We start from the raw sequence: 15071 nt of genomic DNA, 5'->3' as shown, positions 1-15071 counted from the left end.
TACTGGTCCCATCAGGCTCTCCGCCGTGCCAGCCTGATCCCGGCTACCCAACCCGCCGGAACCATCGCTCCTACACCACGCGATGGGACACGACCGTTACGAGCACAGGCTCGACATCCACCAGGCCCCCACCGCGCTCGCCTGCTCCCTCATCTGCCTCAACGCGCTTCAGGAACGGTTTTGAAAGGCGCTGTTAATCCGATGGCCAACGCCATGGCGCGGCTGCGCTCCGTGGCGCTGCCGGAGCATGCGCGGCGGTCCCTGCTGGAGCAACTCGCCATGGTCCTTGCTGACGACGAGAGGAGCATCGCCTCAGCCAGGGACCTGGAGATTCTCCAGGCCCACGGGCGGCACGCCGAGGAACGACTCGACCGCTGACCGTTTTGCCTCCTTCCAAAGCCTCAGTCTGGCCGTCCCTGGCTCCAGGAAACCTGCCGGTCGAAGAGCGGCACGGTGGAGACGGCCATCTTCGCGCTGCCGTCCTTGATCTGGCGTGCGTAGGACACGTAGATCAGCGTGTTGTTCTGGCGGTCATAGATGCGGCGCACCCGGAGGGACTTGAACACCAGGCTGCGCCCCTCGCTGAACACCTCCTCGCCGCCCTTATCCGTCTCGATCTCGCCGATGACGATGGGGCCGGTCTGGCGGCAGGCGATCGAGGAATTGGACGGATCCTCGAACCAGTTCCCCTTCGAGACCCGGTCGATGAAGCCGCGGCTGAAGTAGGTCAGATGGCAGGTCACTCCCTGCACCTCGGGATCGGTGAGCGCCTCGACGACGATGTCGTTACCTGTCCAGTCCGTGCTGATTTCACCGACCTGCTCGGCGTCAGCGGGCGCGGCGGCGATCAGTACGGCCGCGGCGGCGAGGAAAAAGTGTCTCATGATTTGCAATCCCTTAGGGTTTGGCGCCGCAGCGCCAGGAATGATTCGTGCCGAGTGAACAGGGGCTGATCATGCCAGTTGCAGGCGGGCTAAGGCCTGTTAGAGTTTGATGGCTGTTCACATGTTCCGGGCATGGTGCAGAGCAATGGCAATCAGGTTTTCACGGATGCGACCTGGGCGATCTGCGAGCCACTGATCGGGGAGGCCAAGCCCCACGGTAAGACACCACCAAAGGACCTGCGCCGGACCATCTCAGCGATCCTCTGGCGGCACCAGAACGGCGCCAAGTGGCGCAGCATTCCCGACAATCGTCTGACGCATGACAAGGTTGAGCCCCAGCAGGTAGGGGCTCATGTCCTTGGTGAACGGCTCAGTGTGCAGGTAGCCGGCGTCGTAGAGCGGCACGCGGAAAAGCTCGAGCAGAAGAAAGCCGAGCAGCACCAAGGCCTGCAGTGGGTAGATGCGCACCAGCCAGGCAAAGGCGAGCTGCTTGAAGCTCTCCCAGCGCACACCCCCGACGAACTTCCGCCCATCAGCATGGCTGATCACAAAGCCGCTCAGCAGGAAGAAGAAGCCGACCCAGAGATAGCCCTTCTCGAAGAACTCGATGTGGATCGGTGAATACGAGGTTGGGTAGGAAGTTGCCAGAGTTGTGGAACACGACGACCAGCAGCGCGGCGAAGCCGCGGAACGCGGCCAGCGTCGTGAACTCCTTGCGCCTGGCTGAATCCAGCCGCAAAACCATGCTCGGCATCAATCTCCCTGTTGGAGGCTGACCGCGCGCCGCCACGCGGCGCCGGGCACCGGGTCGTGACCTTACAGTGGTTCGAAAAGCTGCCAGGCGGCTGCCGGCCGGCCGCTGCGGCGCTTCAGAAGCCGATGACCCCCGTCACCCAAAGCAAGATGACGATTACGCCCGGCACGCCGAGCAGCCAAAGCAGCAATGGCATGATTCATCCCCCTAAGCCTGCGGACGGGTCGAGGCGCCCGCCCTGGTTTGCAGCCGAGCATACGGCAAGAGCGGTGCAGCTTGGTTATCCGCCGGAGCGCCGCCCTGGCGGGTGCCAAGCGCACCCGGCGCTTAGCCCTTGTTCAGAGTGTCGCGAGCCTTGTCTTTGGCGGCGCCATAGGTGTCCTGCACCTTGCCCTCCGCCTTGTCGGCCTGGCCTTCGGCCTTCATCTTCTCGTCGCCCATCATTTCGCCCGCTCCCTTCTTGAGCGAGCCCTTGGCCTGCTCTGCCTTGCCCTCAACGCGGTCTTTGTCGACCATGATGTTCTCCAATTCGGTTTGATTGCAGGAAACGCCAGCACGGCGGTAGTGTCACCAGCTCGTTGAGGCGGAGCCCATTGGCAGGTGAGCGAGTCCGCTGCTACTGCCGCACCCTTATCGGCGCTGCGCAGCCTTTATGGCTGCATGCTGGGCTAACCACCGCGCCTCGCCATGGTTTCGCCGCAATTCCATCAAGCCGGCTTGCTGGAGGATCTTGGATCCTGCGGACGTCCGCAGCCAGGGCGAGGTCTGTATCTGTACCTACTATCTCCAGCACTACCTATCTGTCTGGTTGTGAGACATCCTTGGCGTTTTCGACGATGGTGCAGACCTTGGCGATGTCCTGCGGCCCAGCTTGCCCGGCGGGTTTGGTTCTGCGGAGCTTTCGTCGGGCGGCAAGGCGCTCCGCGACGATCTGGTTCGGGGTCCGGCCCTGCAAGACCCGCTGTCGTCGGACGTTGTAGGCAGCGTTTGAGCGGCGTCAAATGCGAGGTTTTGAGCGCGCTTGCAGTTCCAGGGCAAAAGGTCGTCAAGCCTGGAGGCAGAATGGTCAGCGATGCGGGCGAGCACATCGGCGAGCCAAGCGCGGGGCTCCACCCCATTCAGCTTCGCTGCGGCGATAAGCACGTAGATCATCGCGGCGCTTGCTGCCACGGTTGCTGCCTGCGAGCAGCCAAGTCTTTCTACAGTGGACTGCACTGCGGAACGCGCGTTCGGTGGCGTTATTTGTTGAATCGATCTGGCCATCGCAGAGAATTGGAAACAATACTCCCAACGGTGGACGAGACCCAACGCTTGGACGCGTAGTTCAATACCTTCGTCAAATCGTTGTGGCGCGATCGATTCCGCACGGAAGCTTCGAGTCTGCGGTGGCAGTCAATTATTTCTGTACTTCAATAGCCGCTCGTCACTATCAAAGGGCGATTTCAGCGCTCCCGCTTCGCCATATCATGAGAAAAGGCGTTGTAGGTGCCGTGCTGCGTAACCTAGCCCGGCCTTTGGACGAACGTAAGCGCGGTCCCAGCCCCCTTCTTGCGTGAGGGTGGCATGACGGAGAGGTAGGTCATCGCGGAGGTATGGCGATGGCAGGGATGCGGAGTGGCGCAGGTGCTGGCACTGGTGCGGGCACTGTGGCGATGGAGCGAGTGGAGATCGTCACCCGTGGCGAACGCCGCCGGAGCTACGCGCCGGAGATGAAGGCGCGGCTGCTCCTGGAGACGACGGCACCTGGCGCACGGGTGCTGGAAGTGGCGCAGCGGCATGGGATCTCGCCCAGTCTGCTGCATCGATGGCGGCGGGAGGCGGAGGGCCGTGCTGAAAGACGGATGGTGCGGCAGGCATCGTCCTTCGTACCGCTGCTGGTCGAGACCTCTCCTGCCACAGGGGTGCAGAAAGTGGCTGATCCGGCGGGGAGCGGAATAGGCGCAAGCATCGAGGTCGTGCTGCGCAATGGCCGGGTTCTGCGGGTTTTTGGGAGAGTGGACGGCGTGGCGGTGGCTCGGCTGGCGACGGCGTTGGAAGGGTGATTGCGCTCCCCTCCGGGGCACGGATTCTGCTGGCCGCGCAGCCGGTGGACTTCCGCAAAGGCGTCCATGGCTTGGCCGCCCTGGCGGCTGAGGTGCTGAGTGCCGATCCCTTCTCGGGAGCGGTCCTGGTGTTCCGGGCCAGGCGCGCCGACCGGATCAAGATCGTGCTCTGGGACGGCAGCGGGCTGGTGTTGATCAGCAAGCAGTTGGAGGGCGGCCCGTTCCGTTGGCCGCCTATTATCGACGGCGCGGTGCGGCTGACGCCGGTGGAGTTCGCCGCGCTGTTCGACGGCATCGATTGGACGCGGGTGCAGAGCGCAAAACCGATTCCCACGCCGAGCGTGCCTGCGTAGACTCATGGGCAGGATGGGCGCCACGGACAGCATGCCGAGCCTGCCGGAGGATCCCGCCGCGCTGCGCGCGCTGCTGCTGGCGGCGCTGGAGCAGCGCGATGCCGCCGTGGCCGAGCGCGACGCGCTGGCAGTCCGAAACGAACACCTGCACCACCTGCTGCTGAAGCTGAAGCGGCGGCAGTTCGGGCAGAAGTCGGAGCGGCTGCCAGAAGACCAGCTGCTGTTCGCGTTCGAGGAGATCGAGGCGACGCTGGCGACCGGCGAGGCCGAGGCGGGCCAGCGCTCGAAGGCGTTGAGGGACCAGAAGGCCAGGCGCCGCCGCGGCAACCGTGGCCAACTCCCAGCGCATCTGCCACGCATCGAGCAGGTGCTGCTGCCCGAGCGGGAAACCTGCCCCTGCTGCGCTGGCCTGCTGGTCGAGATCGGCGCCGACAGCGCCGAGCGGCTCGACGTGCTGCCAGCCCGGTTCCGGGTGCTGGTGACCCGGCGGCCCAAGCTCGCTTGCCGCGCCTGTCCCGGCGTGGTGCTGCAGGCGCCCGCGCCGGAGCGACTGGTACCCGGCGGGCTGCCGACCGAGGCCACCGTCGCCCAGGTGCTGGTGGCCCGCTACGCCGACCACCTGCCGCTGTACCGCCAGGCGCAGATGCTGGCGCGGCAGGGGCTGACCCTGGGACGCGAGGTGCTGGCCGACTGGCTGGGCACCGCCGCCCAGGAGATCCGGCCGGTGGTGCGGCGCCTGCGCGAGATCCTGCTCGCCTCGCCCCGGCTGTTTGCTGATGAGACCACGCTGCCGGTGCTCGATCCGGGACGTGGCAAGGTGAAGAAGGGGTACGCTTGGGCACTGGCGCGCGACGACCGGCCCTGGGGTGGCACCGATCCCCCGGCGGTGGTGTTCCGCTACGCGCCCGGCCGCGGGCAGGAGCACGCCAGGGCGCTGCTGGCGGGCTACCGCGGCATCGTCCAGTGCGACGGCTACGCCGCCTACAAGGCGCTGGCCGGGGACGTGACGCTGGCGTTCTGCTGGGCGCATGTGCGGCGCGGGTTTTTTGACCTGGTCAAGGGTGGCGCGGCGCCGATCGCCAGCGAAGCCTTGCAGCGGATCGCCGCCCTCTACACCATCGAGGCAGAAATCCGCGGCCGTCCTGCCATGGAACGCCTGGCGGTGCGCCAGGCCCGCAGTCGGCCCCTGGTGGCGGAGCTGTTCACCTGGCTCGAAGCCCAGCTCGCCCGCCTGCCGCGGAGCAGTCCGACGGCGGAGGCGATCCGCTATGCGATGAACCACCGGCAGGGACTGGAGCGGTTCCTCGACGATGGCCGCATCGAGGTTGACAACAACACCGTGGAGCGGACAATCCGTCCCATCTGCCTCAGCCGCAAGAACGCGCTGTTTGCCAGCGGCGACGATGGTGGCGCCCGCTGGGCCGCCATCGCCTCGCTGGTGGAGACCTGCAAGCTGAACGGCGTCGATCCGCAGCGCTACTTCACCGACCTGCTGACCCGGCTCGTCAACGGCTGGCCCAGCAGCCGCATCGACGAACTCATGCCATGGTGCTGGGCCAGCGTCGGTGAGCAAACGTCAAGTGCCGCCGCGTAGGGCCTACAGACAACGCTTACGGACGAACAGGACATGCAACCAGGCTTTCAGCCTCCCGGCGGCATAGGGGATAGCTATCGATGACAGCGGTCGCGATCTTCGCCAAGACGGCCGCGCTCAGCCCGGTCAAGACCCGGCTGGCTGCCGCTATCGGCCCTGACACTGCCACCGTTTTCCATCGACTTTCCGCCTGGGCCTGCGGCTCGGTGGTCACCGCCTGCGCGCCGCTTCTGCACGGCTACTGGGCCGTGGCGGAACAAGATGGGCTCGGCCACACAGACTGGCAGGGCCATCCCACCCTCTGGCAGGGGGAAGGCGGGCTGGGGCGGAAGCTCCACACCATCTACGCCGCCCTGCAGGAGCGCCACGGGCGCGTCCTGTTGCTCGGTTGCGACGCGCCGCAGATCAGCCCGGCCAAGCTGCTCGCGGCGGCGCGCGCACTGGAGACCGGGCCACATCCCTTTGTCATGGGCCGCGCGGAGGATGGCGGCTTCTGGCTGTTCGGCGGGCGCTTGCCCATCCCTGCGGAGGTATGGATGGCCGTTCCCTATTCGCAACCGGACACGGCGGAGCGCCTGCTTGCCGCCCTCGTCCCGATCGGCGGCACCGGCTTCCTACCCACCCTGCGGGACGTGGACGAGGCAGGCGACCTCGCCCCCCTGGCCACCGCCCTTGCGGCCCTTCCGCAACCCTTACCGGAACAGGTGCGCCTTCGTGCCTGGATCGAGGCGCTTCCGCGGCAGGCTGTCGTCACGTACCTGGAGGATCAGGCATCATGATGCCCGACACCCTTTCGCCGCCACCCAAGTTTCGCGATCCGGCCGTGACAGCCAAGGGAGAGGCGCGGGCGAGGGTCTCGCTCTCCGCTCTGCGGACGCTGTGGATCAACACCGGCACGCTGTGCAACCTCGCCTGCGCCAACTGCTACATCGAGAGCAGCCCGCGCAACGACGCGCTGGCTTATATCCGGCTGGACGAGGTTGTGGCCTATTTGGATGAGATCGCCGCCGACCACCTGCCGGTGGAGGAGATCGGCTTCACCGGCGGCGAGCCTTTCATGAACCCGGACATACTGCCGATGCTGCGGACAGTGTTGGAGCGCGGCTTCCGCGCCCTGGTGCTGACCAACGCCATGCGGCCCATGCAGCGCCACGCGGTGGCACTGGCGGCGCTGAACGCGGCGCATCCCGACCAGCTGGCGGTCCGGGTCAGCCTGGACCATTATGGCGCCCCCCTGCACGATGCGGAGCGTGGCAGCGGCACCTTCGGCAAGAGCCTGGTGGGGCTGCGCTGGCTGGTGGAGAAGGGTTTCGCCGTCAGTGTCGCCGGCCGCGCCGCCTTCGGGCACGAGCCGGAGGCCGTGCTGCGCCGGGGCTTCGCCGCGCTCTTTGCCGCCGAGGGGCTGCCGATCGACGCCGAGGATCCGGGCGCCCTGGTGCTCTTCCCCGAGATGGATCCGGAGGCCGATGTTCCGGAGATTACCACGGCCTGCTGGGGCATCCTGGGCAAATCGCCCCAGAGCGTGATGTGCAGCTCGTCCCGCATGGTGGTGAAGCGGCGCGGCGCCGAGCGACCGGCGGTGCTGGCCTGCACCCTGCTGGCCTACGACCCACAGTTCGAACTGGGCGGAACCCTGGCCGAGGCAAGCCGGCCCGTCGCGCTGAACCATCCGCACTGTGCGCGCTTCTGTGTGCTGGGCGGCGCTGCCTGCAGCCGCTGACCTCCATCCCGGGCCCGGGAGAGAAACGCACCGAATGACGCTCTATCGCCGCCCCCTGCTGCGCGCTGTCGCCGGGCTGCTGCCTTTCGAAGGCGAGGCGCGCGCCGCCGGCCTGCCGCGCGTCTGCCACGACGCGCTCGCCAGCGGCCTCTGGCCCTCGCGGGATGTGCTGCCGAAGGCGGAACGCCGCCAGCAGGGCATCCCGCGCGCGCCGCGGCCGTTGCTCTGGCCAGCACCCCGACGCTTCCCCTGCTGAGAGGAGAACCAGCCATGGCCGATACCACCCAGTTCATCGCCGGCGCCGCTTTCCCGTCCATGACCTGGGCGCAGACCGATGGCGGCCGGCTGGACCCCGCGGGGATGCGGGGCTGGCGCCTGCTGGTCGTCTATCGCGGCGCCCATTGCCCGCTCTGCGAGAGCTATCTCGGCACCCTGGAGGGGCTGCTGGGCGAGTTCCGGGCGGCGGGCATCGCCGTCGCCGCTGTTTCGGGCGACCCGAAGGAGAAAGCTGAGGCAAAGGCGGCGGAGCAGGGCTGGAGCTTCCCCGTGGGCTACGGCATGACGGTGGAGGAGATGCGCCAGCTCGGCCTCTACGTCTCCACGCCCCGCTCGCCCGAGGAGACGGACCGGCCCTTCCCCGAGCCGGCGATCTTCGCCATCCGTCCGGACGGCACGGTGCAGATTGTCGATGTCTCCAACGCCCCCTTCGCCCGGCCCGATCTCGCGGCGCTGCTGAAGGGGCTGCGCTTCATCCAGGCCAAGGACTACCCCGTGCGCGGCACCGCCTGAGGCGGCGCGGCCAGCCGATGCCGGCGCGGCTGCTCCTGGCGGGGGCGGGGCACGTCCATCTGCACCTGCTGCACCGCGCGGCCGCGCTGCGTGCGGCGGGCCTCGCCCCCGTGCTGATCAGCCCGGCGCGGTTCCACTATTCGGGCCTCGCCGGCGCCGTGCTGGCGGGCGCCCTGCCGGAGAGCGCCAACACCGTCGATGTCGCGGCGCTGGCGGCGGCGCGTGGCGTGCCGCACCTGGACGGGCTGCTGGAGCGGGTGGATACCGCAGCCCGTCGCGCCTGGCTGGCGGATGGACGATGGATGGATTTCGACCTTGCCTCCTTCAATCTCGGCAGCGTCGCGGCGGCACCGGCGGCGCTGCTGGACGCGCCCGGTGTCTGTGCGGTGAAGCCGCTCGGCGGCCTCGCCACCCTGCGGCGGCGGCTGGTGGCGGAGATCGAGGCCCGGGAACGCTGCCCTGCCCTGGTGGTGGCCGGCGGCGGCGCCTCGGCGCACGAGGTCGCGGCCTCGCTCGCCGCGCTGGCCCGGCGGCACGGGGTGGCGCCGCGCGTGGCGCTGCTTGGACCCGCCCCCGGTGGCAAGGATGGCTGGGCGCCGCCCGCCGCGCTGCGGACGCTGCGCCGGAACCTCGCCGGGCAGGGCATCGCCCTGGTGGAAGGCCGTGCCGTGGCCCGCAGGCCCGGCGCCTGCGTGCTGGAGGACGGCACCGACCTGCCCTGCGACATGCTGGTGCTGGCTACCGGGCTGCGCGCGCACGCGCTGGTGGCGGAGCTCGGCCTGCCGGTGGATGCGCGCGGCCGGCTGCGCCTGACCTCCGCCCTGCATTCCGTGGCCGACCCTGCCATCTTCGCGGCGGGGGACTGCGCCGTGGTCGAGGGCCATCCACGGCCCATGGTGGGCGTGTTCGGCGTGCGCGCCGCACCGGTGCTGCACCACAACCTTGCCGTTCATGCCGCCGGTGGGAAACCCGCCGCCTTTCGGCCGCAGCGGCGCTGGCTGGCCATTCTCGACCTCGGCGATGGCACCGGGCTGGCCGCGCGCGGGCGGCTCTGGTGGCATGGGCGCGCCGCGCTGTGGCTGAAGCGGCGGCTCGATCTTGGCTTCGTCCGCCGCATGCGCGCCGCCGGGGAGGCGCAGCCGTGACGGAGGCCCCGCATCTCTCCGTGGTCATCCCCCTGGCGCCGCGAGAGGCGGAGCATGGCGGGCTGCTTGCTGCCCTGCATGCCCTGCCGCCGGGGCAGGAGGTGATCCTTGTGCGCGCCGCCGGGCAGGCGCCGCCCGATCCTGGCCCCTGGCCGCCTCACCTGCTGCTGCGCCATGCCGAGGCCCCGGCCGGGCGGGCACGGCAGATGAACGCCGGCGCCCTCCTGGCGGGCGGCGAATGGCTTTGGTTCCTGCACGCGGACAGCCGCCTGCTGCCTGGCACGCTGCCGGCGCTGCTGCGCTTCACGGCGCGCGGCGCCCCGGCGCTGGGCTGGTTCGCGCTGCGCTTCCGCGCCGACGGCCCCTGGCCCACGCAGCTGAATGCCTGGGGCGCCAACTGCCGCTCCGCCTGTCTCGGCCTGCCCTTTGGCGACCAGGGGCTCGTGCTGCCGGCAGACAGCTTCCGCGCCCTCGGCGGCTATGACGAGGCGGCGCCCTATGGCGAGGACCATCTGCTGGTCTGGGCCGCCCACACGGCGCGGCTGCCGGTGCGGCCGGTGGGGGCAGCGCTCTCCACCTCGGCCCGTAAATATGCCTGCCGAGGCTGGCTCGGCACGACCTGGCTGCACTGGCGCCTCACCGCCCTCCAGGCCTGGGGGGCGTGGCGCCGCCTGCGCGCCGCCCGTGCCGCCGCGCCGCCGCGCCGCTAGAGCAGATCGCGAGCAGGCTGCTTCGCCTGATCGCGTGAGAATGCTCGTAAAAATAATGATCTAGAGCCTTTTCCGTGAGCCAGTACGAACGGAAAAGGCTCTAGGCACCCACGCCTTGTGCGAGCCCGTCCCTGGCACCGCCGTCTCGCAATGCCAATCCTCGTCGGGCTGCTTGCCACGGCGTGAGCAGGCACAATTTCCGGGGTGCCGCGCCCGACGCCAGGTAACCTCGCCTCCCGGCATGGCGAACAGGCAGGAGAACCCGTTCATGGGACCATCCGGAGCGCCTGTGGCGGCGCGCCGCGCGGCAGCGGGGATCGAATGTCGGGCGCCATGGCCATCCCATCCTGCGCGGGCCTTGGCCTGTTGAGCGGGGCGCGGGCCAGGGCGCAGGACCGCCACCCGCATTGGGCGGCGCTGATGGCGCGGGCGCAGGCGGGCGATGCGCGCGCCTATGAGGCGCTGCTGCGCGAATGCCTGCCGCTGCTGCGCGCCGTCTGCCGCGCCCGCCTGCGCGAGCCGGCCGAGGCGGAGGACGCGGTCCAGGACACGCTGCTCAGCCTGCACCGGGTCCGCCACACCTACGACCCCGCGCGCCCCTTCCGCCCCTGGCTGATGGCGATCGCGGAGCGGCGGGTGGCCGACCGGCTCCGCAGGCTGGCGCGCCAGGGCGGGCTTACCCCTCCGGTGGAGGAGGCGGAGGAACCGCGCGAGCCCGGCCCGGGCGCGGAGCAAACGCTGGCCGACCGGCAGGACACCGCGCGGCTGCGCGAGGCTGCCCAGGGCCTGCCGCCGGCCCAGCACACGGCCGTGATGCTAACGAAAATTGAGGAGCTTTCGCTGGCCGAGGCGAGCCGCCGCTCCGGCATGTCGGTCGGGGCGCTGAAGGTCGCGACCCATCGCGCCCTACATGCCCTGCGGCGGCGCCTGAGCGGGGAGGATTGACGAGCGATGCGCAGCGAGGAGCTGATCTCCAGACTGGCAAGGGATTTGCGGCCGGTGCGGCGCCTGCCCGGCCCGTTGGCTCTCACCGCGGCCTGGGTCGCGCTGGCTGCCTGCGTGGTGGGCACGGCGGTGCTGCTCATGGGCCCGCGCGAGGACCTAATGGCGCACCTTGCCGCGCCCGACCGCGCCCTGCCGCTGCTGGCGGCGGTGGCCACCGGGCTGCTGGCGGGCTTCTCGGCCTTCCAACTCGCCCTACCCGACCGCGACGGGCGCTGGGGGCTGCTGCCGCTGCCGGCCGTCCTGCTGTGGCTGACGGGCATGGGCTGGGGGTGCCTGGCGGACCTCGCGCGGATCGGGCCGGCGGCCCTGCAGCTCGGCGCCAGCTTCGCCTGCTTCGGCTTCATCACCGCGCTTGGCCTGCCGCTCACGGCCGGCATCGCCTTCATGGCGCGACACGCGGCTGCGTTGCGGCCGGGACCCGTTGTGGCGCTGGGCGGCCTGTCCGCCGCCGCGCTGGCCAGCGTGGGGCTGAGCTGCGTCCACCACCTCGACGCCGCGCTGATGGTGTTGGCTTGGCACGGGGTCGCGGTGCTCTGCGTCACCGCCGTGGCGTGGAACTGCGGGCCGTGGCTGCTGCGCCGCCTGGGCGCCGCCGCGCCGCGCCTGTAACCCGCGCGCCGGCGGCACCGAAGAGGCAGGCGGACCAGCACGGAAGAACCACCATGGATGATCCCCAGGCCAGCCGCGGCCGCCGCCCGGAGAGCCGAGGCGGCGTGCTGCATACAGATCTTTGCGTGCTGGGCGCCGGCTCGGCCGGGCTGTCCGTCGCGGCGGGCGCGGCGCAGATGGGCGCCGCCGTGGTGCTGGTGGAGCCAAACCTGATGGGCGGCGACTGCCTCAACACCGGCTGCGTGCCCTCCAAGTCGCTGCTCGCTGCCGCCCATGCGGCGCAGGCCATGCGCGAGGCTGGCCGCTTCGGGATACGACCGCACGAGCCGGTGGTGGATGCCGCCCGCCTGCACGCGCATGTGCATGGCGTAATCACTGCCATCGCGCCGCATGACTCGGTGAAGCGGTTCGAGGGGCTCGGCGTCACCGTGCTGCGCGCCGCTGGCCGCTTCACCGGGCCTGACGAGGTGGAGGCGGGCGGCACCCGCGTAAGGGCACGGCGCTTTGTGGTGGCCACCGGCTCCTCCGCTGCCATGCCTCCCATCCCCGGCCTGACCGATGGGCCGGTGCTGACCAACGAGACCATCTTCGGCCTCGCCGAGATTCCCAGCCACCTCGCCATCCTCGGCGGCGGGCCGATCGGAGTGGAGATGGCGGTGGCGTTCCGCCGCCTCGGCAGCGCGGTGACGCTGGTGCAGCATGGCACCATCCTGCCGAGGGACGAGCCGGAGGCCGTGGCCATCCTGCGCGCCGCGCTGCGGCGAGAGGGGGTCGCGCTGCTGGAGCACGCGCGGGCCACATCGGTGGAGCACCACACGGGTGGCGTGCGGCTGTGGCTGGAGGGCGCGGGGGCGGTGGAGGCCACCCACCTGCTGGTCGCCGCCGGACGTCGCGCCAACACCGCGGGGCTGGGGCTGGAGACGGCAGGCATCGCCACGCATGAGCGCGGCATCATGGTAGATGCGGGGCTGCGCACCGGCAACCGCCGCGTCTTCGCCATCGGCGACGTAGCGGGCGGGCCACAGTTCACTCATGTCGCGGGCTACCACGCGGGCATCGTCATCCGCCGTGCGCTGTTCGGCCTGCCGGCCAGGGTAGACTACGCCGCCCTGCCCTGGGTCACCTATGCCGATCCGGAACTGGCCCATGTCGGCCTGACCGAGGCCGCCGCGCGCGATGCCGGTCACGCCGTGACGGTGCTCGCCGAGCCGCTCGCCGGCAACGACCGCGCCCAGGCGGAGCGGACGACGGAGGGCCTCATCAAGGCTGTGCTGGGGCGGCGCGGCCGCGTGCTCGGCGTTACCATCGTGGCGCCGCGCGCGGGCGAGATGATCGCGCTCTGGGGGCTGGCGATCCAGAAGCGCCTCGGCATCGGCGCCATCGCCGCCTCGCTGCCGCCCTACCCGACCATGGGCGAGATCTCGAAGCGCGCGGCAGGCGGCCACTACACGCCGCGGCTCTACGGCGAACGGGCGCGGCGCCTTGTCGGGCTGGTGCAGCGGTGGCTGCCGTGAGCGGCCGCGCGGCGCGGCTGCGGGGCAACCGCCGGCTGTGGATCGGCCTCGGCCTCTTCGCCGCCTTCCTGGCCCTGCGCTTCAGCGGCTTGGGCGAGGTGTTCTCCCTCGATACCCTGTCGCGGCATCAGGAGGCGCTGGCGCGGCTGGTGGCGGAGCACGCTGTGCTGGCGGCGCTGGGCTACCTCGCAGTCTATGTCGGCGTCGCGGCCTTGTCGCTGCCCGGTGCCACGGTGCTGACCCTGGCGGGCGGCTTCCTGTTCGGTGCCGTGGCCGGAACGGGGCTGACGTTGGTGGGCGCCACAGCGGGCGCCACGCTGCTGTTCCTGATGGCGCGGCGCCTGTTCGGCGCCAACGCTCTGGACCGGCTGGGTGAGCGGGCGCGGCAACTGGGCGAGAACATGCGCGGCAATGCCGCCTCCTACCTGCTGATGCTGCGGCTGGCGCCGGTCTTTCCCTTCTTCCTGGTCAACCTGGTGCCGGCCTTCGTGGGCGTCAGGCTGCCGGTCTTCGTGGCTACGACGCTGCTGGGCATCCTGCCCGGCACGGCGGTGTTCAGCCTCGCTGGCGCTGGGCTCGGCGAGGTGCTGGCCGCAGGCGGCACGCCAGAGATCTCCGGCGTGCTGACGCCGCGCGTGGTGGGCGCGCTGCTGGGCCTGGCCGCGCTGTCGCTGCTGGGCATCCCGCTGAAGGCACGACTGTCGCGTGGACAGAGCTGAGAGGCATCGTCAACCTGGCAAGGCGCGATCCGTTGGGGAGGATTGGCCATAAGCCGGAAAACTCCCGCAAGGACCGGGCCGGTTTTCCGGTTTAAGGCCAACAGGACAAATAGGAGTGCAGTCGCTCAAATCTCACGCGATAACCCCTGGCAACCGCCTGTGGTGGTCACACGTTGCTCCGCTGACCGGAGGATCCAGGATCATGCGACAGCTCCTCGCCCGTAGCATCCTTTTCCTTGGTCTAACGCTCCTGGCTTCCTGCGCAGGCCACGGTCCTGCGGGGTTCGACCAGACTATGTCCACCTATGTTGGCCAACCGGAAGTGCGCTTGGTTGAGGGGCTGGGCGTGCCCCAGCGTGTCTATGAGACAGAGGGCCGGCGCTTCCTGGAGTATGACTTTGGCAGCAAGGCTGTTCCTGCATCCTCAGGTTTCAGCTTCGGCCTTGGTGCAGGAAGCTTCGGCGGTGGCCGTTACGGACGTGGTGGCGGTATCGGCACTGGGATTGGGATTGGCATTCCGCTTGGTGGTTCTGGCTATGAGGCGGCTCCGTGTATTGTCACGTTCGAAGTTCGCGACGACCGAGTGCTGGATTTCCGTCGCCAAGGAGAAAGCTGCCGCTGAAGCAGCGCCAACTGTCGGCGTTTCTCCATCGGCGTGTGTCAGCACGGCAGGGTCCTCAACAGGCCATAATGGGATCTGCTCACTGCTTATCAGGCACAATGATCAGCGCGGCCATACTCGTCTGAATGGCCACCCCGGTCGCCACGTTTTCCAGAACGTGGCATAGCATCTCGCGACGGCACTAATGGAGCCAGCTAACGCTTTGTGCCCGCGTCTTTAAACTGCGGTTGGTCAGCTCTGCGAAGAATCTCCTGCCGGATGCAAATAGCGCAAACTTGCATGTCATGTGCGGCACCAGAAATCGATATGGGCCTCTTGCATCAAAAATAGCCAGTTACTCTTTTCATTGAAAAGTGAGAACAATTTGAACGAGAAGGTACGATATTAAAGGGAGGCGCCGGACGTTGTACGGGCGTCCGTAAGGTGAACCCCAAGTTATGCAAATATTTCGGTGGCGGGTATGCGTCGGCTAACGCTGCGAACGCGACTGATATGTCTTGTGATTGCGGGTGTCTTTGACCTGCCCCCTTAAAAGTGTACCGCCGCTGATGTGAGATTAGCGGGACGCGGAGGGGAGGAGGTTGAGATGGCGAGGAAGCAGCACAAACCGG

The 15071-nt window shown here is 69.1% G+C and carries 19 protein-coding genes and 1 pseudogene; 16 read left to right on the top strand and 4 right to left on the bottom strand.

Going from position 1 to position 15071, the window contains the following annotated elements:
* Positions 1 to 180 precede the first annotated feature (180 nt).
* Positions 181 to 378 carry a hypothetical protein gene (locus tag ACFOY6_RS21880; protein ID WP_379652234.1) on the top strand — a complete coding sequence of 66 codons (198 nt, stop codon included), beginning with the start codon at positions 181 to 183 and terminating at the stop codon, positions 376 to 378.
* Positions 379 to 401: 23 nt separating this feature from the next.
* Here ACFOY6_RS21880 and ACFOY6_RS21875 read toward each other — a convergent pair whose 3' ends face one another.
* Positions 402 to 884 (bottom strand): CreA family protein, encoded by a 483-nt coding sequence (locus ACFOY6_RS21875; protein WP_109519176.1) that lies wholly within the window; start codon positions 882 to 884, stop codon positions 402 to 404.
* 132 nt (positions 885 to 1016) lie between these two features.
* Here ACFOY6_RS21875 and ACFOY6_RS21870 point away from each other — a divergent pair.
* A pseudogene (locus ACFOY6_RS21870) lies at positions 1017 to 1190 on the top strand (transposase); the annotation flags it as partial.
* 775 nt (positions 1191 to 1965) lie between these two features.
* On the opposite strand, the gene ACFOY6_RS21865 reads toward ACFOY6_RS21870, so the two are convergent.
* The 3 genes from ACFOY6_RS21865 to ACFOY6_RS21855 all read right to left on the bottom strand — a co-directional run bounded on the left by ACFOY6_RS21865 (position 1966) and on the right by ACFOY6_RS21855 (position 2920).
* Positions 1966 to 2154 carry a CsbD family protein gene (locus ACFOY6_RS21865; RefSeq protein ID WP_109519192.1) on the bottom strand — a complete coding sequence of 63 codons (189 nt, stop codon included), beginning with the start codon at positions 2152 to 2154 and terminating at the stop codon, positions 1966 to 1968.
* Between the two features lie 276 nt (positions 2155 to 2430).
* Positions 2431 to 2790, bottom strand: a complete 360-nt coding sequence (locus tag ACFOY6_RS21860) for a transposase domain-containing protein (RefSeq protein ID WP_379639199.1) — start codon at positions 2788 to 2790, stop codon at positions 2431 to 2433.
* Positions 2705 to 2920 (bottom strand): IS66 family transposase, encoded by a 216-nt coding sequence (locus tag ACFOY6_RS21855; protein ID WP_379639196.1) that lies wholly within the window; start codon positions 2918 to 2920, stop codon positions 2705 to 2707. Before ACFOY6_RS21855 ends, ACFOY6_RS21860 begins: the two co-directional genes overlap by 86 nt.
* Positions 2921 to 3299: 379 nt before the next feature.
* On the opposite strand from ACFOY6_RS21855, the gene tnpA reads away from it, so the two are divergent.
* From tnpA to ACFOY6_RS21785, 14 genes are all read left to right on the top strand, one after another.
* Positions 3300 to 3680 carry an IS66-like element accessory protein TnpA gene (gene tnpA, locus ACFOY6_RS21850; protein ID WP_379639189.1) on the top strand — a complete coding sequence of 127 codons (381 nt, stop codon included), beginning with the start codon at positions 3300 to 3302 and terminating at the stop codon, positions 3678 to 3680.
* Entirely contained in the window at positions 3677 to 4033 is a 357-nt protein-coding gene (gene tnpB, locus ACFOY6_RS21845) for an IS66 family insertion sequence element accessory protein TnpB (RefSeq protein WP_379652233.1), read from the top strand. Before tnpA ends, tnpB begins: the two co-directional genes overlap by 4 nt.
* A gap of 13 nt (positions 4034 to 4046) precedes the next feature.
* Positions 4047 to 5627: an IS66 family transposase gene (gene tnpC / locus ACFOY6_RS21840; RefSeq protein WP_379652235.1), complete on the top strand. Its 1581-nt coding sequence runs from the start codon at positions 4047 to 4049 to the stop codon at positions 5625 to 5627.
* Positions 5628 to 5707: 80 nt separating this feature from the next.
* Complete coding sequence (locus ACFOY6_RS21835; protein ID WP_379652232.1) at positions 5708 to 6406, top strand: DUF2064 domain-containing protein; 699 nt, start codon at positions 5708 to 5710, stop codon at positions 6404 to 6406.
* Complete coding sequence (locus ACFOY6_RS21830; protein WP_379652231.1) at positions 6406 to 7347, top strand: radical SAM protein; 942 nt, start codon at positions 6406 to 6408, stop codon at positions 7345 to 7347. Before ACFOY6_RS21835 ends, ACFOY6_RS21830 begins: the two co-directional genes overlap by 1 nt.
* Before the next feature lie 34 nt (positions 7348 to 7381).
* Positions 7382 to 7603, top strand: coding sequence for a hypothetical protein (locus tag ACFOY6_RS21825; RefSeq protein WP_379639177.1), 222 nt, complete (start codon positions 7382 to 7384; stop codon positions 7601 to 7603).
* Between the two features lie 14 nt (positions 7604 to 7617).
* On the top strand, positions 7618 to 8136 hold the full coding sequence (locus ACFOY6_RS21820; protein ID WP_379639173.1) for a redoxin domain-containing protein: 519 nt from the start codon (positions 7618 to 7620) through the stop codon (positions 8134 to 8136).
* Between the two features lie 17 nt (positions 8137 to 8153).
* Complete coding sequence (locus ACFOY6_RS21815) at positions 8154 to 9281, top strand: FAD-dependent oxidoreductase (protein ID WP_379639168.1); 1128 nt, start codon at positions 8154 to 8156, stop codon at positions 9279 to 9281.
* A complete protein-coding gene (locus tag ACFOY6_RS21810; RefSeq protein ID WP_379652230.1) occupies positions 9278 to 9991 on the top strand; it encodes a glycosyltransferase in 714 nt (237 codons plus the stop codon). The genes ACFOY6_RS21815 and ACFOY6_RS21810 overlap by 4 nt, the downstream gene beginning before the upstream one ends.
* Positions 9992 to 10324: 333 nt before the next feature.
* Positions 10325 to 10936: an RNA polymerase sigma factor gene (locus ACFOY6_RS21805; RefSeq protein WP_379639159.1), complete on the top strand. Its 612-nt coding sequence runs from the start codon at positions 10325 to 10327 to the stop codon at positions 10934 to 10936.
* Between the two features lie 6 nt (positions 10937 to 10942).
* The gene (locus ACFOY6_RS21800) at positions 10943 to 11605 is read left to right on the top strand and encodes an NrsF family protein (RefSeq protein WP_379652229.1); all 663 of its coding nucleotides are present in this window, start codon (positions 10943 to 10945) and stop codon (positions 11603 to 11605) included.
* 53 nt (positions 11606 to 11658) lie between these two features.
* The gene (locus ACFOY6_RS21795; RefSeq protein WP_379652228.1) at positions 11659 to 13119 is read left to right on the top strand and encodes a dihydrolipoyl dehydrogenase family protein; all 1461 of its coding nucleotides are present in this window, start codon (positions 11659 to 11661) and stop codon (positions 13117 to 13119) included.
* On the top strand, positions 13116 to 13838 hold the full coding sequence (locus tag ACFOY6_RS21790) for a TVP38/TMEM64 family protein (RefSeq protein WP_379639148.1): 723 nt from the start codon (positions 13116 to 13118) through the stop codon (positions 13836 to 13838). The genes ACFOY6_RS21795 and ACFOY6_RS21790 overlap by 4 nt, the downstream gene beginning before the upstream one ends.
* Positions 13839 to 14040: 202 nt before the next feature.
* Positions 14041 to 14460, top strand: coding sequence for a hypothetical protein (locus ACFOY6_RS21785; RefSeq protein WP_146202014.1), 420 nt, complete (start codon positions 14041 to 14043; stop codon positions 14458 to 14460).
* The last annotated feature ends 611 nt before the right edge of the window (positions 14461 to 15071 follow it).

It is taken from the genome of Teichococcus aestuarii, from assembly GCF_042651065.1.
Classification (GTDB): Bacteria; Pseudomonadota; Alphaproteobacteria; order Acetobacterales; family Acetobacteraceae; genus Pseudoroseomonas; species Pseudoroseomonas aestuarii.
This window is presented reverse-complemented; position numbering and strand designations above follow the sequence as displayed.